Below are 18,623 nucleotides of genomic sequence, written 5' to 3' on the forward strand. Positions count from 1 at the left end.
CCTCCGCCCATTGGCTTCGGCGGGCTTTTTACACCGCCGGGCCGGCGAAGCCTAACGGAGACGGCAAGCCCGCGCATGACAGGTGAATTCGGGGCGCCTGCCTCCTATATCGTCTCCATGCGCCCGCAAGACATCCTGCTGCCAGTTGCTGCCGGCCTGTGCTGCAAGCCCGGCGGCTTCCATATCGACCCCGTGCGCCCGGTTGAGCGGGCCGTGATCACCCACGGCCATTCCGATCATGCCCGCGCCGGCCATGGCGCAGTGCTGGCGACGCAGGAAACGCTGGACATGATGCGGCTGCGCTATGGCGAGCATTTTGCCGGCTTGACGCAAGCGATCCGCTATGGCGAGGAGATCCGGCTCGGCGACGTCACCGTCAAGTTTCACCCGGCCGGACACGTCTTGGGCTCGGCGCAGATTGCGGTGAGCTGCAAAGACACCTGCATCGTCGCCTCCGGCGATTACAAGGACGCACCCGATCCGACCTGCACGCCGTTCGAGCTCGTGCCCTGCGACGTTTTCATTACCGAGGCGACCTTCGGGCTGCCGGTATTCCGTCATGGCGATGCCGCCGACGAGGTGAAGAAGTTGCTCGCCTCCGTCGCCCTCTTTCCGGAGCGCGCGCATCTCGTCGGCGCCTATTCGCTTGGCAAGGCCCAGCGCGTGATCGCACTCTTGCGCCAGGCCGGCTACGACGCGCCGATCTACCTGCATGGTGCGATGGAGACGATCACGCATTACTATCAGATCCGCGGCATCGAACTCGGCGAGCTCAGGCCCGCGAAAGGCGTGAAGAAAGCGGCGCTCGCCGGCACGATTACGCTGGCACCGCCGTCGGCAACATCCGATCTCTGGACACGGCGCTTCCCCGATCCTCTCACCGCCTTCGCCTCCGGGTGGATGCGCGTGCGCGCCCGAGCGCGGCAGCGCGGCGTCGAGCTGCCGCTGGTGATCTCCGACCATGCCGACTGGGATGGCCTCACCGCCACGATCGGTGCGACAGGTGCCGGCGAGATCTGGGTCACCCACGGCCAGGAAGACGCGCTGGTGCATTGGTGCCAAAGCAAGGGCTTGAAGGCGCGGCCGCTTGATCTCGTCGGCTATGGCGACGAGGAGGAGAGCGAGACGCCAATTGAGGGCGAGGCGGAGGCATGAACCGCTTCGCCGAGCTTCTGGACCGTCTCGCCTACGAGCCCGGCCGCAACAACAAGCTGCGGCTGATCACCGGCTATTTCCGCGAGGTCGGCGATCCCGACCGCGGCTACGCGCTGGCCGCGCTGACCGGCGCGCTGAGCTTCAAGCACGCCAAGCCGGCCCTGATCCGCGATCTCATCGCCGCGCGCACCGACCCGGTGCTGTTCGGGTTGAGCTACGATTATGTCGGCGATCTCTCGGAGACGGTGGCGCTGATGTGGCCAAAGCAGGCGCATGGTAATAACGAATCCTTTCCGGGCTACCCCTCTCCCCAGCCCTCCCCCACATCCGCCTTCGCTCTTCGAGCTTCGACGGACGAGAGGGGGGAGGGAGCGCAGCGGAGTACTGCGCAATCACCTGATGCTTCAGTAACCATCGCAAAACAGTCCAAGCGTGAGGGACACACGAGCCTCACCGTTCCCTCCCCCCTTGTGGGGGAGGGTCAGGAAGGGGGGTACCGCGGGCGCGATACCAATGTGTCCTCTCACCCAAGCAACCACAACAGCCCGCCACCCCCATCCCTCACCGAAGTCGTCACCACACTGCGAACGCTCGGCAAGACCGAGCTGCCAAGGCAACTCGAACGCTGGCTTGACGAGCTCGATGAGACCGGCCGCTGGGCGCTGCTGAAGCTCGTCACCGGTGGGCTTCGCATCGGCATCTCCGCGCGTCTTGCCAAGACCGCGGTAGCGGCGCTCGGCGACAAGGATCCGCACGAGATCGAGCTGATCTGGCCGGGGCTCGCCCCGCCGTATCTCGACCTCTTCGCGTGGCTCGAGGGGCGCGCCGAAAAGCCCGTCAATCGCGATCCGGCGCCGTTTCGGCCCGTGATGTTGGCGCATGCGATCGAGGACATGGATTTCGCCGCACTCGATCCCGCCGATTACATCGCCGAATGGAAATGGGACGGCATCCGCGTGCAGGCGGTGGCAGGGCGCGATGATCGCGGCCACATCACGGCGCGGCTCTACTCGCGCACCGGCGAGGACATCACGGGAAGCTTTCCCGACCTCGTGCCGGCGCTGCGCTTGCCCGGCGCCATCGACGGCGAGCTGCTGATCCTGCGTGAGGGCCGCGTGCAGAGTTTCAACGTCCTGCAACAGCGGCTGAACCGCAAGGTGGTCTCGCCGAAGCTGATCAAGGAATTTCCGATCCACTTGCGCGCCTACGATTTGCTGGGCGACGACGAGAACGATCTGCGCGAGCTGCCGTTCGCGGAACGGCGTGAGCGGCTGGAGACCTTCATCGCAAAGCTTGACGATCCCCGCATCGACCTGTCGCCCACCATCCCGTTCGCAAGCTGGGAGGCGCTGACCGCTGCGCGCGCCGATCCTGCCAGCGCCGGTGCGGGCGAAGATGCGGACGCGGTCGAAGGCGTGATGCTGAAGCGGCGCGATGCGCCCTATATGCCGGGGCGGCCGAAGGGACAATGGTGGAAGTGGAAGCGCGACCCGCACATCATCGATGCCGTGCTGATGTACGCGCAGCGCGGTCATGGCAAGCGCTCGTCTTATTATTCCGACTACACGTTTGGCGTCTGGACCGCAGGCGATGGCGGCGACGAGTTGGTGCCGGTCGGGAAAGCCTATTTCGGCTTCACCGACGAGGAGCTGTTGCAGATCGACCGCTTCGTCCGCCGCAACACCACCGAGAAATTCGGCCCCGTCCGCCATGTCGTGCACGAGCCGGACAAGGGGCTGGTGCTGGAGGTCGCTTTCGAAGGGCTCCAGCGCTCGCCGCGACACAAATCCGGCGTCGCCATGCGTTTTCCCCGCATTAGCCGCTTGCGCTGGGACAAGCCGCCGCGCGAGGCCGATCGGCTGGAAACGCTGGAAAGGATGCTGAAGGCGGAGGCGGCGGAGATCGAGGCGTGAAAGCGCGCTGAGTCGAGGCTCGTTTCTCGCCCAGGCAGAGGTGCGCTCCCTCTCCCGCAAGCGGGAGAGGTTTGCACCGCGCCCGCGGCGGGCGGCGCGCCCAAATCGTGGCCCTGGCGCTGCCCGAATTAAAATGCGGTAAGCTGATTGACGCACCGTTGCGGGTTCCCCATGTGCCCCGCGGTGACCTATAATCGGGGCGAATCCCCGTTGAGGAGTTTCTTGCGATGGCCCACGACGTCAGAGATTTGCCGGCTGGCCGCAGCGATGGCCTGAACCGCTTTCTCGGCGGCACGCCGCTGGCGGTCGCGTTTCGGCTGGTCCTGCTCTCGATCCTGGTCGGCGTCGTGCTGGCCGCGATCGGCTTCGATCCCTGGAATATCATCTACAGCATCCGCCTGTTATTCCAGCGGCTGTGGGATCTCGGCTTCGATGCCGTGAACTGGCTGTGGCGCTACTTCCTGCTGGGCGCGGTCATCGTTATTCCGATCTGGCTGCTGTCGCGCGTGTTCGGCGCGCCGCGCGGCAGGTAAGGATTTAGGGGCCCGCAGCCGATGCAACTACGCTTTGTCGGCTGCGGTGACGCCTTCGGCTCCGGTGGCAGGCTCAACACCTGCTTCCACATCTCGGGGCGCGAGACCAATTTCCTGATCGATTGCGGCGCGTCGGCTCTGCCGGCCCTGAAACGGCTGGAGATCGAGCGCAATGACATCGATCTCATTCTCATCACACATTTCCACGGCGATCATTTCGCCGGGCTGCCATTCTTCCTGCTCGACGCCCAATTCTCGCGGCGGACGCGGCCGCTGACGATTGCGGGCCCGCAAGGCATCGAGATGCGACTAACGCAGGTGATGGAAGCGCTGTTCGAGCACTCCTCGAAGACAAAACAAGGTTTCGAGCTCTCCGTCGTCGAACTCGCGCCTCAGCAAAGCCAGAGCTTCGACGCAGTGACAGTGACGCCCTACCCGGTCGTGCACGGCCAATCCGGCGGGCCATTCCTGGCCTATCGCGTCGAGGCTGAGGGCCGCACGCTCGCCTACAGCGCCGATACCGAATGGACGGAGACGCTCATTCCGCTGGCGCATGGCGCGGATCTTTTCATTGCCGAAGCCTATATGTACGAGAAGGCGGTCAAGAACCATCTCAGCCTGAAGACCTTGGAACAGCATCTGCCCGCGATCGGCGCAAAGCGCCTCGTCCTCACCCATATGAGCGAGGACATGCTGTCGCGCCTGGACGACATCGAGCATCTCGCCGCCGAAGACGGCATGGCGCTCGTGTTCTGACATGCACGCGCCCGTTCATCCCAGGATCGGTTCCCGCCAGGTGTTCGCCATCGCCGGGCCTGCGATGGTCGCGAACCTCACCACGCCGCTGATCGGCGTGGTCTCGACCACAGCGATCGGACGGCTCGACGATGCGGCGCTGCTCGGCGGCGTCGCGATCGCGTCAGTGATTTTCGACTGCCTGTTCTGGCTGTTCGGCTTCCTGCGCATGAGCACGCTCGCCTTCACCGCGCAATCGCTGGGCGCTGGTGATACGCGCGAGCCGACCGCGATCCTGGCGCGCGGTTTCATCGTTGCTGGCCTGATCGGCGCCGCGCTGATCGCACTGCAACTGCCGCTCGCCGCGATGCTGTTCGACCTCATGGGCGGCAGCGAGGGCGTGACGCAGGCCGCGAAGACGTACTTCAAGATCCGGATCTGGTCGTCGCCGTTCGCGCTCGCCAACTACGTCATCCTCGGCTGGCTGATCGGCCAGGCCCGCGCCAATTCGGCTCTGTTGCTTCAGGTCGTCATCAACCTCGTCAACATGGCGGCGACGATCCTGCTGGTGCTGGTCTACGACACCGGCATCGCCGGCGCCGCGAGCGCCGCGCTGTTGTCGGAAGCCGTCGGGTTCGCCCTTGGCGTGATCGTCTGCCGCTATTATGCCGGCGGCGGCTTCGCCGTCCCGTACGCTACGCTGCTCGACCGCGAGAAGCTCCTGCGGATGCTGGCGGTGAATTCGGACATCCTGATCCGCACCGCGGCGCTGATCGCCGTGTTCCTGTTCTTCACCGCCAAGGGCGCACAGGCCGGCGACGTCATGCTGGCCGCCAACTCCGTGCTCAACAACTTCCTGCTGGTCAGCGCCTTCTTCCTCGACGGTCTCGCCAACGCGGCCCAGCAGCTCTGCGGCCGCAGCCTTGGCGCACGCGATGCCAAGGGATTTGCCGATTCGACCCGGCTGGTGCTGCTGTGGGGACTCGGCTTTGCAATCGTCGTCGCGGTGCTGTTTGCGCTGTTCGGGCCGGCCCTGATCGATTTCATGACGGCGAGCGAAGACGTCCGCCGTACCGCGCGCGACTTCCTGCCGTTCGTTGTACTCGCGCCCCTACCCGGCGTCTTCGCCTTCGGCTTCGACGGCATCTACATCGGCGCGACCTGGGCGCGCGAGATGCGCAATTTGATGCTGGCCTCGCTCGCGATCTTCCTCGGCACCTGGTGGGCGCTGCAATCGTTCGGCAATGCCGGACTGTGGAGCGCCCTGCTGGCCTCCTACGTCTCGCGCGGCGGCTTGCAGGCCGCGCGCTATCCGGCGCAGTTCAGGGCGACGTTTTCGAAGCCGTAGAAAGATCGTACCCGAGATGTTCGTGTCCCGGACGCGCTGCAGCGTGAAACGCTGCTGCGCAGAGCCGGGACCCCGTGGCTTGTGGGCCCCGATCAGCACCGCACCGCCCAAGGCGGCGCGGAGTCCACCTTACATCCCCGGCCAATCTTCCGCCGTGAGCGTCGCCGCATCCGCGCCGACGATCTCGGAGAGCGAATCCCGCCCGGTGCGGAGCAGCGTCGAGGTCAGGTCGCGCTTGATCTCGTCGACGAGGCCGAGTCCTTTGTAGACCAGCGACGAATAGAGCTGGATCAAGCTGGCACCGGCGCGGATCTTGGTCAGCGCGGCCCCGCCCGAATCGACGCCACCAACGCCGATCAGGGGAAATGCGCCCTCGACGCGCACATAGGTCTCCGCGACCATGCGCGTCGACAGGCGGAATAGTGGTCGTCCGGACAGACCGCCCTGCTCCCTGGCGCGCATCTCCTCGCGCAGCGTGGTCGGTCGCGCGATCGTCGTGTTCGACACGATCATGCCGTCGACCCGGCGCGAGCGCGCCACCTGCACGACATCGTCGAGCTGAGCAAGGCTGAGATCAGGCGCGATCTTGAGCAGCACCGGCGTGTCGCCCGCCTTCTGGCGCACCCGTTCCCGCGCGTCGATCACGCGTGCGAGAAGATCGTCGAGCAGTGCGCCTTCCTGCAAATTGCGCAGACCCGGTGTGTTCGGGGAGGAGACGTTGACGGTGAAATAGCTCGCAACCGGCGCAAAGGTCTCGATCAGCTTGACGTAGTCGCCGACGCGATCGGGTGAATCCTTGTTGGCGCCGACATTGACGCCGACGATGCCGCCGTGCGCTGCGCGCGCCGCGAGCCGGCGCAAGGCGACGTCCGCGCCGTCATTGTTGAAGCCCATGCGGTTGATGACGGCCTCGTCGCGCTCCAGCCGGAACAGCCGCGGCCGCGGGTTGCCGCTTTGCGGCTTCGGCGTCACCGAGCCGATCTCGACGAAGCCGAAGCCGAGCCGCAGCAACGCATCCGGCACCTCGGCGCTTTTGTCGAAGCCCGCGGCCATGCCGATCGGATTGGGGAAGTTGAGCCCGAAGGCGCGCACCGCGAGCTTGGGATCATCAAGGCGCGGCTTGACGGGTGGCAAGAAGCGCAGACCCTGGATCGCGAGCCGATGCGCATCCTCCGGGTCGAGCCAGCGCAGCACCGGCAGCGAAAACGCGTCGAAAGCGCGGATCACGGGGCAAGCTCCGGAACATCGTGACCGCCGTCGGAACGCAAGTTGAGGTTCATCACAGCGATCACCGCGCCGAGATCGAGCTCGCCATAAAGGTGCGGAAACAGCTCGTCATTGCGCGATCGCTCCCAGCGCAATTCGCTGCCGAGCGCATCGCCGTCGACCTCCACCAGGAACAGCGCGCGCTGCCCGACATAGTGCTTGCGCAGGGTCTCGGGAACCTGGGTGGCGGTCGAGAAATGGATGAAACCGTCGCGCGCATCGTCCGCGCTGCCACGGTAGACACCCTGCCGTTCCGCCTCGCGCCAGGCCGAGGCCGGACAGATTTTGTAGATCTTGACCACCGCTACCGCAGTCCTGTTTGCTCTTTGAGTTTTTTGGGATTTTTCGTCTCTCGCGGGTCCTCAAAACCCGGCCGCGACCGTAAAGGCGGCCCCTTCTGAACTCAAGACCTAGAGCCTTTCCGTTCCGATGAAATCGGAACGGGCCTCTAGACTCTTGTTTTGACGCGTTTTCTTGACGCGAACCGGTGCCCACTTGGCTTGAAAAAGCTTCTGCCCACCACCCCTTGCGCGAAAAACGGAAAACCGGTTTGATTTGAGGACAGTTTTCCTGAGTTGCTTCGATGGTCAAACAGGCCAAAGCGCAGAGGATGCTGACTCACGACCAGATCTGGGTCGCGCTGGATCGGCTGGCGGCGCGCGCCGGGCTTTCGCCATCCGGCCTTGCCAAGCGCGCGGGGCTCGATCCCACCACCTTCAACAGGTCCAAACGCGTCACCTCCGACGGCCGCGAGCGTTGGCCCTCGACGGAATCGATCGCGAAGGCGTTGGCGGCGGCCGGCGCCTCGATTGACAGCTTTGCCAGGCTGATCGACGAGGACGCCGGCGAGCCTCACTCGGTGCCGCTGCTCAGCTTCGCACTCGCCGGTGCGAGCGGCGCTTTCGACGAATCGGGCCTTCCATCCGGCAAGGGCTGGACCGAAATCGCGCTTCCCACCGCCGAGAACGGCCACGCCTTTGCGCTGGAGATTTCCGGCGATGCGCTCCAACCAGCCTATCGCGACGGCGACGTCATCCTGGTCTCGCGCGGCACGCCGATCCGCAAAGGCGATCGCGTGGTGGTGAGGACCAAAGCGGGCGAGATGGCGGTCGCGACGCTGAAGCGCCGCACGGCAAAGGCGCTGGACTTGCAGCCGTTCGATGCATCACAGGCGGAGCGGGCGATCGCGGTGAGTGATGTCGCCTGGATGGCGCGGATCGTCTGGGCGAGCCAGTGATTGCGCCCCGCCTGGCGTGGTGAACCAGGCGATGACATCACCCGCGCCGCGCGTTTCGCCGTGGCCCTCGGCAAGGTCAAGTACAAGCAATCGGGACTACGTCCTACGCACTCCGCGCCAGCGCGCCGTCGATCATGTTGACCGCGTTCTGGATGCCGTAGACCGCGACGAAGGAGCCGAAGCGCGGGCCCTTCTCCTGACCGAGCAGCACCTGGTAAAGCATGTTGAACCAGTCGAGCGTGACGCCGGGACGGCCGTCCTTGCCCTTCTTGACCTGATCGAGGAACGGCTCGCGGCGGCCGACCTCGTAGACGACGTTCTGAATGTCCTCGGCCGAGGCGTCCTCCGGCAGTTGCGACAGCGCATCGCGCAGGTCCTGTAGCGCGGCACGCTCGCTATCAGTCGGCTCGCGAAATTGCTTCGTGGGCGCGACGAAGTCGCGGTAGTAGTTGATGGCATAGCCGACCATGGCATCGAGCTTCGGATGCGTCTGCGGGCTCACGCCGGGACGGTAGCGGCCAATAAAACCCCACAAGGTCTCGGCATTCTCCGCGTTCGACGACGACACCAGCGTCAAGAGGAGCTGGAAGGTGACGGGCATGTCGCCTTTCGGCGGATGGCCGTTATGAATGTGCCAGACCGGATTGCCGAGCTGCTGCTTGGCATCCTGCTTGGCAAAGCCGTCGATGAATTGCTGGTAATCGTCGACATTGCGCGGGATGACGTCGAAATAGAGCCGCTTGGCCGCCTTCGGCTCACGGTACATGAACAGCGACAGCGATTCCGGCGAGGCGTAGCGTAGCCATTCGTCTATGGTGAGGCCGTTGCCCTTCGACTTCGAGATCTTCTGGCCCTTCTCGTCGAGGAACAGCTCGTAGTTGAAGCCTTCCGGCGGCGTGGCGCCAAGCGCCCTGGCAATCGCGCCGGACAGCTTCACGGAGTCGATGAGGTCCTTGCCGGCCATCTCGTAGTCGACGCCGAGCGCGACCCAGCGCATCGCCCAATCGGCCTTCCACTGACACTTGACGTTGCCGCCGGTGACCGGCGTTTCGACTTCCTGGTTGGTGTCAGGATCGACATAGGTCACCGTGCCGGCCGCGACATCGCGCCGGATCATCGGCACTTGCAGCACCACGCCTGTCGTCTTGCTGATCGGCAGGAATGGCGAATAGGTGGCGCGGCGGTCGGGCCCGAGCGTCGGCAGGATGATCGCCATGATCTTGTCGTAGGCGGCCAGCATCTTAAGCAACGTCGCATCGAAGCGGCCCGATGTGTAGTAATCGGTCGAGCTCGCGAACTCGTAGTCGAAACCGAAATGGTCGAGGAAGGCGCGCAGGCGCGCATTGTTGTGCGCACCAAAGCTGTCATGCGTGCCGAAGGGATCGGGGACGCGCGTGAGCGGCTTGCCGAGATTGGCTTCCAGCGGCGCCCGGTTCTGCACGTTGTCAGGCACCTTGCGCAGGCCATCCATGTCGTCGGAGAAGGCGAGCAGGCGCGTCTTGATCTTGTCCTCGGTCAGCACGCGGAAAGCATGGCGCACCATCGAGGTGCGCGCGACCTCGCCGAACGTGCCGATATGCGGCAAGCCGGAGGGACCGTAGCCGGTCTCGAACAGCACCTCGTCCTTCGGGCTTTTCTTCAGCCGCGCGACGATCGCCTTCGCCTGCTCAAACGGCCAGGCGTTGGATTGTTCGGCGAGCGCACGCAGGTCGCTCGGGCTCGCGGCAAGATCGATAACGGACATCGGGGCCTCCGGGCCGCGGAAAATAGCGATTTCCGGGCAGAATGCAATTTTGTGGGCGAGTGTCAGACCCTCACCCTGAGGAGCGCGCTGTTCGCGCGCGTCTCGAAGGGCGAGGCCATCAGTGGGGCCTTCATCCTTCGAGAGGCTTGCTACGCAAGCCCTCAGGATGAGGATCTGAGAGCAGCGAAGAACCTAAAACGGGCTCACCGAAAAATACCGCAGCCACAGATCGGTGTAGCGGCCTTTTTCCCAGACGCGGAACAGGGCCCAGTTCAGGGCCTGGCGCAGCACGTCGTTGCCCTTGCGCACGGCGATGCCGATGCCCTCGCCGAAGAAGCGGCTCTCGACGAAGGGGCCGCCGGAGAAAGCGCAGCAATCGCCGGAATCGGTGCCGTTGATCCAGAACGCGAGCGAGATGGCGTCGCCGAAGATGAAATCGACCTCGCCCTTGCGTAAAGCGCTGCGGAGCGCATCGTCATTGGGATAGGCGTGCAGTTCGGCGTCGGTGAACATCGCCTTGAGATAAGCTTCGTGCGCGGAGCCGGCGATGACGCCGACCTTCTTGCCTTCGAGATATTCGGGCCGGATTTCCGGCATCACCGCGTCCTTGCGCGAGACGAAACGCGCCGGCACCCGGTAATAGGGATCGGTGAAATCGACGCGGGCGCGGAGCTGCGGGCTTACCGCCATCGAGGCGATAATGGCATCGCCGCGGTTGGAGGTGAGCGCGTCGACCAGCGTCTCGAAGCGGCGCATCTGCACCGTGCAGGTCACCTTGATCTCGTCGCACAATGCGCGGGCGAGGTCGACGTTGAAGCCGGCCGGATTGCCGTCGGCGCCGGTGAAGTTGAACGGCGGATAGTCGGTCTCGGTCAGGAAACGGATCACGGTCAGGCGTGACAGGTCCGGCCGCTCCGGACGGCGCCGCGGATCCCAAAAACCGGGCACGGCCTGGGGGGCGGCCTGGGGCACGGTTTGCGGCGTGGCCGGGGGCGCAGTGGGCGGCCGCTTGGCTGGTGTCTGGGCATTCGCGCCGGATAGGCCCGCGAGCAGGCACCCGCCGATGGCCAGCCGGCGCAGCAAGCTACGGGCAGATTTCGACGATTTCGCCTGTTGCGATGGTGCCATCGGCCGGAAATGAACTGATATCGGTGGGATCGGAGGGCCTTATAGACCATTCGGCCCGGAACGCGAGCGCTGAATGCGGACAAGGTGACGGTGCGCTCCCTCCCCCCGTGCCGGGGGGGAAGGCGGAGGAGAGGGTGTTTCAACAACCAAGAAATCCCTCGGAGCAAAGAGCTATCACCCCCGCCTCCGCTGCACCTCTCCCGCAGGCCAGGTAGGAGGGTGAGCTCGCGGTGCGATCGCGCTCTTCTTAGAGATACCGCTTCAGCTCTGCCGCCGCCTCGTCCGGCGTCCGCTTCAAATTGAACGGCGAGACGAAGCGGCCGTCGCGGTCCATCAGATAGATCAGCGCGGTGTGGTCCATGGTGTAGTCGCCGTCCTTGGTCGGGACCTTCTTGGCGTAGACACGGTAGGACGTGATCACCTTGGCGATCTCGGCGGGATCGCCGGAGAGGCCCTCGAGATGCGGATCGAAGCTCGACAGATAGTCCTTCATCGCCGCCGGCGTGTCGCGCTCGGGGTCGACCGAGATGAAGATGGCATTGACCTTGTCGGCATCCTTGCCCATCGCGCGCAGCACTTCCGAGATCTCGAACAGCGAGGTCGGGCAGACGTCGGGGCAATGGGTGTAGCCGAAGAAGATCAGGGTCGGCTTGCCCTTCAGGTTCTTGTCGGTGACGGTCTTGCCGTTCTGATCGGTGAGCTGGAACGGACCGCCGATCGTGGCCGGCTGCGCCACCTTGCTCATCCCGCCCATGGCCCAGAACATGATCAGGAGCCCGACAATGAGGCTTGCGGCGAAGGCGGTTGCGATCACCAGCGGACGGGCGATGGAGCTCATTGGCGGAACACTTCCTGTCGAGATCAGAAGCAGGCGGTGAAACCGGTCCTGATCATTTCGAAGAACACCTGGGTGCCGTAGTGAAACCAGAGCGTGAGGGCGGCGACCACGACGAGCGCGCCGAGACCCGCGCCCACCCACAGCAGCACGGACGGCATCCGGCCGGCATTGGGCGAATTGTCCGATACTGGATGGGCCGGGTGCAGTGGTTGAACCATGGTCATGATCGGGGCGAAGGGTTCCCTGCCTTTCAAATAGGCGCTGACGCGGGACCCGGCAAGCGCAGGGGTGGGGCAGAGATCACGATAAGCGTGTAGCAGCGCGAGCTTGTCGCAGGGTCGCCACTCCCGCAAGCCAAGCGGGAGAGCACCTCAATCGTGGTGCAAGTTTGCCAAAACCGGAGGGGTTGGGCCTACCTTGATGATGGCTTGTTGGTCGAGGCTTGCGCGTCCAGGTAGCAGGGCTTGTACATGGCCTGGAGCTGTTTGCCCCTCAGGAAGAGCATGTGCGGGGTGAGGCCGCCGCGCTGCGCGATCCAGCGCTTCACCTGCGAGGGATACATCGCATAGAGCATCTGGGTAGCTTCTGGATTGGTGATGGCGCGGCCGTTGCTGCCGAAATCCCACGCCGCATGGAAGCCGAGCGTTGCGTGCGAGGTCACGCAGATCCGGTCGCGTGGGATGGCGCCGAGCACGATGGTGCAGGCGGACGCGCAGAGGCCGTCGATGATGACGGTTTCGCCTGATTGCCGCAGGCCCTGGTATTTGTCGACGTAGGTTCCGATCCTGCCGCCGCGGTCATCCGCAATTCGAACCACCGCGTGAGAAGCCCCCATGCCGGCGATCAGCAGAATCGCCGCAAGCAACCCCGTCAGAACCTTCATTGTCCCCCGCCCCAGTCGTATTCGAATCTGCGTGTCAGGTGGTGATGCACGGCTAGCGTCGGTCGAGTCTGCGGTTTTGTCTAGGCACGCCGGCTTGCTCAAAACAAATTCAAATCCAGTGTTGCGTCCGCGCTGCACTCGGCTGGTCTCTATCCCAAAGTGGAACAAGTTAATGATGTCTTACCGGCCACACCCTTGATCTCAGTTGCAACCGCTGGCTTCAATCCGGACAACTACAGGGGGGAACCCGAGGAGGGGGAGACACATGATTGAAGAGACGGACGTCATCGTCGTCGGCGCCGGACTATCCGGACTGGTGGCCGCAACGGAGATTGCGGACGCGGGCAAGCGCGTCATCGTGGTCGACCAGGAGGGCGAACAGTCGCTCGGCGGCCAGGCGTTCTGGTCGTTCGGCGGGTTGTTCCTGGTCGATTCGCCGGAGCAGCGCCGACTTGGCATCAAGGACTCCTACGAGCTCGCGCTCCAGGACTGGATCGGCGCCGCCGGCTTCGACCGCGACGAGGACTTCTGGCCGCGGCAATGGGCCGAGGCCTATGTGGGGTTCGCGGCCGGCGAGAAGCGCGGCTGGCTGCGGGCGATGGGCCATCGCATCTTCCCCGTGGTGGGCTGGGCCGAGCGCGGCGGCTACGATGCAATGGGCCATGGTAATTCGGTGCCGCGCTTCCACGTCACTTGGGGCACCGGCCCCGGCATCGTCGAACCATTCGAGCGCCGCGCGCGCGAAGCCGCCCAAAGCGCCCGGCTGAGCTTTCGGTTCCGCCATCGCGTCGATGCGCTCTCCATCACCAACGGCACGGTGGATGGCGTCAGCGGCGCCGTTCTCGCCCCCGATACGATCGAGCGGGGCAAGAGCTCGTCACGCAACGCCGTCGGCGAGTTCTCGCTGAAGGCGCAAGCGGTGATCGTCGCCTCCGGCGGCATCGGCGGCAATCATGAGCTGGTGCGGCAGAACTGGCCGAAGCGGCTCGGCGAGCCGCCGAAATTCATGATCTCGGGCGTGCCCGAGCATGTCGACGGCCGCATGATCGGCATCACGGAGAAGGCTGGCGCGCGGCTGATCAATCGCGACCGCATGTGGCATTACGTCGAGGGCATCCAGAACTGGTCACCCATCTGGCCGCGCCACGGCATCCGCATCCTGCCCGGCCCGTCCTCGATGTGGTTCGACGCCACGGGCACGCGGCTGCCGGCGCCGCTATTCCCGGGCTCCGACACGCTCGGCCAGCTCAAATACATCATGTCGACGGGCTATGATTATTCCTGGTTCATCCTGACGCAGAGCATCATCAACAAGGAATTTGCGCTGTCGGGCTCGGAGCAGAACCCCGACCTCACCGGCAAGAGCTGGCGCATGACCTTGCGCCGCGCCACCAACAAAGGCGCGCCGGGGCCGGTGGAGGCGTTCAAAAGCCACGGTGTCGACTTCATCGTGCGCGACAAGCTCGATGAGCTCGTTGCGGCCATGAACGAGCTTGCCGGCAGCGACCTCGTCAGGCTCGAGCACATCAGGATGCAGATCGAAGCGCGCGACCGAGAGATCGCCAATCCTTACGTCAAGGATGCGCAGGTGATGAACATCCACAATGCGCGCCGCTATATCGGCGACAAGCTGATCCGCACCGCCTCCCCGCACAGAATTCTGGATCCCGCGCATGGACCGCTGATCGCGGTGAAGCTCAACATCCTCACCCGCAAGACGCTGGGCGGCTTCGAGACCGATCTCGAGTCGCGCGTGTTCGGTGAGGACGGCAGCGTCATTCCCGGCCTTTATGCGGTCGGCGAAGCCGCCGGCTTCGGCGGCGGCGGCGTGCACGGCTACCGCTCGCTGGAGGGCACCTTCCTCGGCGGCTGCCTGTTCTCCGGGCGCAATGCCGGCCGCTCCGCGGCGAAGGCGGTGGGCTAGATCATGCGGCGGTGGATGCATATCGGGGCGTTCCTCGTGGCCCTCACCGCCGTCACGGCGGCGTCTGCCGATACGGTTGACGTCAACGGCGTGAAGCGCTCCTACACCGCGCAGCTGCCGGCGAAAAAGCCTGCGCCGCTAGTCGTCGTGTTGCATGGCAAGACCCAGCGCGGTGCCGACATGGTCGCGCGGACGGCGTGGCCGCAGCTTGCCAGGCGCGAGGGCCTCGCCGTTGTCTTTCCGGACGGACTCAACCACGCCTGGGCCGATGCGAGGACCAAGGCGGGACCCGCGCTCCGCGGTCCACCCGAGGGCACCGATGACGTCGCGTTCATCGCAAAACTTATCGAGAAGCTGGTGGCCGACGGCACCGCCGATGCAAAGCGTGTCTACGTGACCGGCATCTCCAACGGCGGCGCCATGGCGATGACGCTGGCTTGCGCCCGCGCCGATCTGCTCGCGGCAGCTGCGAGCGTGATCATGAATCTCACCGACGAGGCTGCTGTCACGTGCCATCCGTCCCGGCCGCTGCCGATTCTGATCATGAACGGCACGGCCGACCCGCTGGTGCCCTATGAAGGTGGACGCGGATCGGGCTATTATGCCGCAGACGGGTTCTGGTCGACCGACGAGACGCTGGCGTTCTGGCGCAAGCTCAATGGCTGCGACGCGGATGAGTTGACCGAAGCCGACCTGCCCGACAGAAGTCCCACCGACCAATCCACCGTGACGCGGATTTCCTCACGTTGCCCGGCCGGACACGACGTCGTGCTCTATCGCGTCAATCGAGGCGGCCATCGCATGCCCGGATTTGCACCTGACGCGCGTTTCCCGAAGGTCGCGACCGGCCTGCTCGGGCCACAGAACAGTGACATCGACGGCGCCGAGACGATCTGGGCTTTCTTCAGCCAGTTTCGCTGAGCGGCGCATCGCCGCAGGCAGCGCATGCGTGTCTGGCAAGGCATGCGCGCCTGGCAACGCATGCGTGCCTGGGCTGGCACAGCGCGAATCGCTGGGCTAGACAGGGCCGCCCTTCCACCAGGAGATCCCAAATGAGCATTCAGCGTTTTGAAACCGGCCCGCGCATGAGCCAGGTCGTCGTGCACGGCAACACCGTCTATCTCGCCGGTGTCGTCGCGAACAAGGCTGCCGGCGAAAGCGTGACGAAGCAGACCCAGGACATCCTGGCGACCATCGACGGCCACCTCGCCAAGGCCGGCACCGACAAATCGAAGCTGCTCTCGGCCACGATCTACATCACCGACATGAAAACGTTCGGCGAGATGAACGCGGTGTGGGACGCCTGGGTCTCGCCTGGCAACACGCCGGCCCGCGCCACCGTCGAAGCCAAGCTGGCGGCGCCGCAATACACCGTAGAGATCATGGTGACCGCGGCGAAGTGACGCCTGCATGAGATTATGCGTGCGCCGATGACCTCCGAGGTAATCGATCGGCGCGCGCATTCCTTCGATAGTTACGGTCAGCCAACACGGCACTGTCGAAGGAGAACATCATGACCGATCCCAACACCATCGCCTGCCGCTACATCGAGCTCTGGAACGAACGCGCCGCCGGCCGCCGGCGCGAACTGCTCAGCCAAAACTGGACAGCGGATGCGAGCTATGTCGATCCCCTGATGAAGGGCGACGGCCAGGACGGGATCCACGCGCTGATCGCAGGCGTGCAGCAGCGCTTTCCCGATTTCACCTTCAAGCTGATCGGCGAGCCCAACGGCTACGGCGACCATGTGCGCTTCTCGTGGGGACTTGGTCCTGACGGCGTCGACAGCCCGATCAAGGGAACGGATTTTGCCGTGCTAAAGGAGGGCCGGATCAGGAGCGTGACGGGATTTCTGGATCAGGTGCCAGCGGGCGCGTGAAGGGCGGGCACGCTGCTTTCTTCCTTCTCCCCTTGTGGGAGAAGGTGGCGCGAAGCGCCGGATGAGGGGTTGCTTCCGCGATCCTTGCTGCTTGAGGGTCGTGCGCGGAGAGATACCCCTCGCCCGTCTCGCCGCTACGCGGCGAGCCACCCTCTCCCACAAGGGGAGAGGGAAAGAGTGCAACCCTCGACTGAACAGTCAAGCCAACCGATACGCAGCCTTCGCATTCACACCGAACGCCTTCTCGCGCACGTGTGCGCCCAGCCTCACCAGGCACGCCTCCAGCGCATCCTTGATCTCGCCGTAGCTCCCCGCAAGCAGACACACCGGCCAGTCCGAGCCGAAGATCAGCCGATCCTCGCCAAAGCATGTCGCGGCATGCTGAACGAACGGAAACAGACGCTCCGCATTCCAATCGCTCCAGACTGCTTCCGTCGCCAAGCCCGAAATCTTGCACCAGACATTGCCGCAAGCAGCGAGCGCCGCGATGCCATCGGCCCATTCGTCGCTTGCGCCATCGGCGATCGGCGGCTTGGCGGCGTGGTCGAGCACGAAGCGCGCTTGCGGGAAGGCCTGCGCGGTCGCGATCGCAACCGGCAACTCGCGGGTGCGGACGAGGAAGTCGTAGGTGAGATCGCGGGCAAACACCGCGGTGAGGCCGCGCTGGACGTCTTCGCGGAGTAACCAATCCGGATCGGCTTCATCGTGGACCTGGTGACGAATGCCCACCAGCTTGTCCCCACCGGGCGCAGCGCGCAATCGATCGAGCGTTTCGTCAAGCGCCCCGTCCGTCAGATCAGCCCAGCCAACGACACCGATGACAGAGGGCGTCGCATGCGCGATGCGCAGGAACTCCTCGGTCTCCTCCAGCGCGGAGCGGCACTGCACCAGAATGCTCGCATCGATGCCGTTTGCCTTCAGCAATGGCGCAAGATCGCCAGGGCCGAAGGCGCGGCGGATCGGTGTGAGCTCGTCCGCGTCCATCCAGGGATAGTCGGCACGCGCCGGATCCCAGAAATGCTGGTGACCGTCGATGATCATGGCTCACGCTCCGCCCGGCAGCGGCGCCCGCGCATCGACGAGGTTTTGCGCGCGCAGCTCCTGCCAGAAGGCCTGCGGCACCGCCGCCTCCGACATCGCGATGTTCTCGGCCGCCTCCGCAGCATTGCGCGCGCCCATCACCGTGACCGTCACGGCCGGGTGGGCCATGCAGAACTGCAGCGCTGCGGCCTTTAGCTCGGTGCCGTGCTCGTGACAGAGCGCGTCGAGTTCCAGCGCACGCGCGACAAGCGCCGCGTCAGCATCCTGATAATTGAACTTCGCGCTCGTGTGCGGATTGGCCAAGATGCCGCTGTTGTAGACGCCGCCGAGCAGGATGCCGATGTTCCTGGCCTGGCAGGCCGGAAATAGCGCATCCAGCGCGCCCTGGTCGAGCAGCGTGTAGCGGCCGGCGAGCAGGAAGCAGTCAACCGGCACGGCGTCGGCAAAGCGGACCAGCATTTCCGACTGGTTCATGCCGGCGCCGATCGCCTTGACCGTGCCGTCCTCGCGCAGGCGCTGCAGCGCGCGGAAGGCACCGGTGACGGCATCGTCATAGTGGTCGTCGGCATCATGCACGAGCAGGACGTCGATGCGATCGAGCCCGAGCCTGGCGAGGCTTTCCTCCACCGAGCGCATCACGCCGTCATGGCTGAAATCGAACACCGGCCGCTCACGCGGCGTGCCCTTGTAGTGCTCGTCCTCGGCGGCGGCGCCCTCGGGCGCGCGCAAAAGACGCCCGACCTTGGTCGAGATCGCATAGGATTCACGCGGCTGCTGCCGCAGGAACGCGCCGAGCCGCCGCTCGGCCAGGCCAAAGCCGTAAAGCGGCGCGGTGTCGAAGAAGCGGATTCCGAGCGACCAGGCACGCGCGACCGTCGCTTGCGCATCGGCGTCGCTGACGGGTGCGAACAATCCGCCGAGCGGGGCGGAGCCGAGGCCGATCGAGGTGACGTCGAGAGAGCCGAGGCGCGACCGTTTCATTTCCATTGCCTTCCAGGA

The 18,623-nt window shown here is 65.0% G+C and carries 19 protein-coding genes; 10 read left to right on the forward strand and 9 right to left on the reverse strand.

Going from position 1 to position 18,623, the window contains the following annotated elements; all coding sequences use genetic code 11:
• The first annotated feature begins 117 nt into the window (after positions 1 to 117).
• The 5 genes from IVB01_RS10645 (at position 118) to IVB01_RS10665 (ending at position 5,684) form a co-directional block, all read left to right on the forward strand.
• The gene (locus IVB01_RS10645; RefSeq protein WP_247282046.1) at positions 118 to 1,155 is read left to right on the forward strand and encodes a ligase-associated DNA damage response exonuclease; all 1,038 of its coding nucleotides are present in this window, start codon (positions 118 to 120) and stop codon (positions 1,153 to 1,155) included.
• Positions 1,152 to 3,068 carry a cisplatin damage response ATP-dependent DNA ligase gene (locus tag IVB01_RS10650; RefSeq protein ID WP_247281788.1) on the forward strand — a complete coding sequence of 639 codons (1,917 nt, stop codon included), beginning with the start codon at positions 1,152 to 1,154 and terminating at the stop codon, positions 3,066 to 3,068. The genes IVB01_RS10645 and IVB01_RS10650 overlap by 4 nt, the downstream gene beginning before the upstream one ends.
• Before the next feature lie 227 nt (positions 3,069 to 3,295).
• Positions 3,296 to 3,601, forward strand: a complete 306-nt coding sequence (locus tag IVB01_RS10655) for a DUF6460 domain-containing protein (protein WP_247281789.1) — start codon at positions 3,296 to 3,298, stop codon at positions 3,599 to 3,601.
• Positions 3,602 to 3,622: 21 nt separating this feature from the next.
• Complete coding sequence (locus IVB01_RS10660) at positions 3,623 to 4,357, forward strand: MBL fold metallo-hydrolase (protein WP_247281790.1); 735 nt, start codon at positions 3,623 to 3,625, stop codon at positions 4,355 to 4,357.
• A 1-nt stretch (position 4,358) separates the two neighbouring features.
• A complete protein-coding gene (locus IVB01_RS10665; protein WP_247281791.1) occupies positions 4,359 to 5,684 on the forward strand; it encodes an MATE family efflux transporter in 1,326 nt (441 codons plus the stop codon).
• Between the two features lie 129 nt (positions 5,685 to 5,813).
• On the opposite strand, the gene IVB01_RS10670 is transcribed toward IVB01_RS10665, so the two are convergent.
• Together IVB01_RS10670 and IVB01_RS10675 are read right to left on the reverse strand one after the other, a co-directional pair.
• The gene (locus IVB01_RS10670) at positions 5,814 to 6,911 is read right to left on the reverse strand and encodes a quinone-dependent dihydroorotate dehydrogenase (protein ID WP_247281792.1); all 1,098 of its coding nucleotides are present in this window, start codon (positions 6,909 to 6,911) and stop codon (positions 5,814 to 5,816) included.
• Positions 6,908 to 7,252: a DUF952 domain-containing protein gene (locus tag IVB01_RS10675; RefSeq protein ID WP_247281793.1), complete on the reverse strand. Its 345-nt coding sequence runs from the start codon at positions 7,250 to 7,252 to the stop codon at positions 6,908 to 6,910. The genes IVB01_RS10670 and IVB01_RS10675 overlap by 4 nt, the downstream gene beginning before the upstream one ends.
• Before the next feature lie 281 nt (positions 7,253 to 7,533).
• On the opposite strand from IVB01_RS10675, the gene IVB01_RS10680 reads away from it, so the two are divergent.
• Positions 7,534 to 8,187 (forward strand): helix-turn-helix transcriptional regulator, encoded by a 654-nt coding sequence (locus IVB01_RS10680; RefSeq protein ID WP_247281794.1) that lies wholly within the window; start codon positions 7,534 to 7,536, stop codon positions 8,185 to 8,187.
• A gap of 103 nt (positions 8,188 to 8,290) precedes the next feature.
• Here the strand turns inward: IVB01_RS10680 and IVB01_RS10685 are convergent, their stop codons facing one another.
• From IVB01_RS10685 to IVB01_RS10705, 5 genes are all read right to left on the reverse strand, one after another.
• Complete coding sequence (locus tag IVB01_RS10685) at positions 8,291 to 9,931, reverse strand: lysine--tRNA ligase (RefSeq protein ID WP_247281795.1); 1,641 nt, start codon at positions 9,929 to 9,931, stop codon at positions 8,291 to 8,293.
• Positions 9,932 to 10,123: 192 nt separating this feature from the next.
• On the reverse strand, positions 10,124 to 11,059 hold the full coding sequence (locus tag IVB01_RS10690; protein WP_247281796.1) for a transporter substrate-binding domain-containing protein: 936 nt from the start codon (positions 11,057 to 11,059) through the stop codon (positions 10,124 to 10,126).
• A gap of 247 nt (positions 11,060 to 11,306) precedes the next feature.
• A complete protein-coding gene (locus tag IVB01_RS10695; RefSeq protein ID WP_247281797.1) occupies positions 11,307 to 11,897 on the reverse strand; it encodes an SCO family protein in 591 nt (196 codons plus the stop codon).
• Between the two features lie 23 nt (positions 11,898 to 11,920).
• A complete protein-coding gene (locus tag IVB01_RS10700; protein WP_346015479.1) occupies positions 11,921 to 12,115 on the reverse strand; it encodes a hypothetical protein in 195 nt (64 codons plus the stop codon).
• A 194-nt stretch (positions 12,116 to 12,309) separates the two neighbouring features.
• Positions 12,310 to 12,780 carry a hypothetical protein gene (locus tag IVB01_RS10705; RefSeq protein ID WP_247281799.1) on the reverse strand — a complete coding sequence of 157 codons (471 nt, stop codon included), beginning with the start codon at positions 12,778 to 12,780 and terminating at the stop codon, positions 12,310 to 12,312.
• Between the two features lie 265 nt (positions 12,781 to 13,045).
• Here IVB01_RS10705 and IVB01_RS10710 point away from each other — a divergent pair, with 265 nt between their 5' ends.
• From IVB01_RS10710 to IVB01_RS10725, 4 genes are all read left to right on the forward strand, one after another.
• Positions 13,046 to 14,704: an FAD-binding dehydrogenase gene (locus IVB01_RS10710; RefSeq protein WP_247281800.1), complete on the forward strand. Its 1,659-nt coding sequence runs from the start codon at positions 13,046 to 13,048 to the stop codon at positions 14,702 to 14,704.
• Between the two features lie 3 nt (positions 14,705 to 14,707).
• A complete protein-coding gene (locus IVB01_RS10715; RefSeq protein ID WP_247281801.1) occupies positions 14,708 to 15,625 on the forward strand; it encodes a PHB depolymerase family esterase in 918 nt (305 codons plus the stop codon).
• Between the two features lie 131 nt (positions 15,626 to 15,756).
• The gene (locus IVB01_RS10720; RefSeq protein WP_027575148.1) at positions 15,757 to 16,107 is read left to right on the forward strand and encodes a RidA family protein; all 351 of its coding nucleotides are present in this window, start codon (positions 15,757 to 15,759) and stop codon (positions 16,105 to 16,107) included.
• 110 nt (positions 16,108 to 16,217) lie between these two features.
• Positions 16,218 to 16,583, forward strand: coding sequence for a nuclear transport factor 2 family protein (locus tag IVB01_RS10725; protein ID WP_247281802.1), 366 nt, complete (start codon positions 16,218 to 16,220; stop codon positions 16,581 to 16,583).
• A 198-nt stretch (positions 16,584 to 16,781) separates the two neighbouring features.
• Here the strand turns inward: IVB01_RS10725 and IVB01_RS10730 are convergent, their stop codons facing one another.
• Both IVB01_RS10730 and IVB01_RS10735 read right to left on the reverse strand, forming a co-directional pair.
• Complete coding sequence (locus IVB01_RS10730; protein WP_247281803.1) at positions 16,782 to 17,624, reverse strand: amidohydrolase family protein; 843 nt, start codon at positions 17,622 to 17,624, stop codon at positions 16,782 to 16,784.
• A gap of 3 nt (positions 17,625 to 17,627) precedes the next feature.
• Positions 17,628 to 18,605: an aldo/keto reductase gene (locus IVB01_RS10735; protein WP_247281804.1), complete on the reverse strand. Its 978-nt coding sequence runs from the start codon at positions 18,603 to 18,605 to the stop codon at positions 17,628 to 17,630.
• Between the last annotated feature and the right edge of the window lie 18 nt (positions 18,606 to 18,623).

The organism is Bradyrhizobium sp. 164 (assembly GCF_023073715.1).
Taxonomy (GTDB): Bacteria; Pseudomonadota; Alphaproteobacteria; order Rhizobiales; family Xanthobacteraceae; genus Bradyrhizobium.

Coding starts and splice junctions, on each gene's coding strand:
- IVB01_RS10645 (WP_247282046.1), top strand. CDS start 118: ATGCGCCCGCAAGACATCCTGCTGCCAGTTGCTGCCGGCCTGTGCTGC.
- IVB01_RS10650 (WP_247281788.1), top strand. CDS start 1,152: ATGAACCGCTTCGCCGAGCTTCTGGACCGTCTCGCCTACGAGCCCGGC.
- IVB01_RS10655 (WP_247281789.1), top strand. CDS start 3,296: ATGGCCCACGACGTCAGAGATTTGCCGGCTGGCCGCAGCGATGGCCTG.
- IVB01_RS10660 (WP_247281790.1), top strand. CDS start 3,623: ATGCAACTACGCTTTGTCGGCTGCGGTGACGCCTTCGGCTCCGGTGGC.
- IVB01_RS10665 (WP_247281791.1), top strand. CDS start 4,359: ATGCACGCGCCCGTTCATCCCAGGATCGGTTCCCGCCAGGTGTTCGCC.
- IVB01_RS10680 (WP_247281794.1), top strand. CDS start 7,534: ATGGTCAAACAGGCCAAAGCGCAGAGGATGCTGACTCACGACCAGATC.
- IVB01_RS10685 (WP_247281795.1), bottom strand. CDS start 9,931: ATGTCCGTTATCGATCTTGCCGCGAGCCCGAGCGACCTGCGTGCGCTC.
- IVB01_RS10690 (WP_247281796.1), bottom strand. CDS start 11,059: ATGGCACCATCGCAACAGGCGAAATCGTCGAAATCTGCCCGTAGCTTG.
- IVB01_RS10695 (WP_247281797.1), bottom strand. CDS start 11,897: ATGAGCTCCATCGCCCGTCCGCTGGTGATCGCAACCGCCTTCGCCGCA.
- IVB01_RS10700 (WP_346015479.1), bottom strand. CDS start 12,115: ATGGTTCAACCACTGCACCCGGCCCATCCAGTATCGGACAATTCGCCC.
- IVB01_RS10705 (WP_247281799.1), bottom strand. CDS start 12,780: ATGAAGGTTCTGACGGGGTTGCTTGCGGCGATTCTGCTGATCGCCGGC.
- IVB01_RS10710 (WP_247281800.1), top strand. CDS start 13,046: ATGATTGAAGAGACGGACGTCATCGTCGTCGGCGCCGGACTATCCGGA.
- IVB01_RS10715 (WP_247281801.1), top strand. CDS start 14,708: ATGCGGCGGTGGATGCATATCGGGGCGTTCCTCGTGGCCCTCACCGCC.
- IVB01_RS10720 (WP_027575148.1), top strand. CDS start 15,757: ATGAGCATTCAGCGTTTTGAAACCGGCCCGCGCATGAGCCAGGTCGTC.
- IVB01_RS10725 (WP_247281802.1), top strand. CDS start 16,218: ATGACCGATCCCAACACCATCGCCTGCCGCTACATCGAGCTCTGGAAC.
- IVB01_RS10730 (WP_247281803.1), bottom strand. CDS start 17,624: ATGATCATCGACGGTCACCAGCATTTCTGGGATCCGGCGCGTGCCGAC.
- IVB01_RS10735 (WP_247281804.1), bottom strand. CDS start 18,605: ATGAAACGGTCGCGCCTCGGCTCTCTCGACGTCACCTCGATCGGCCTC.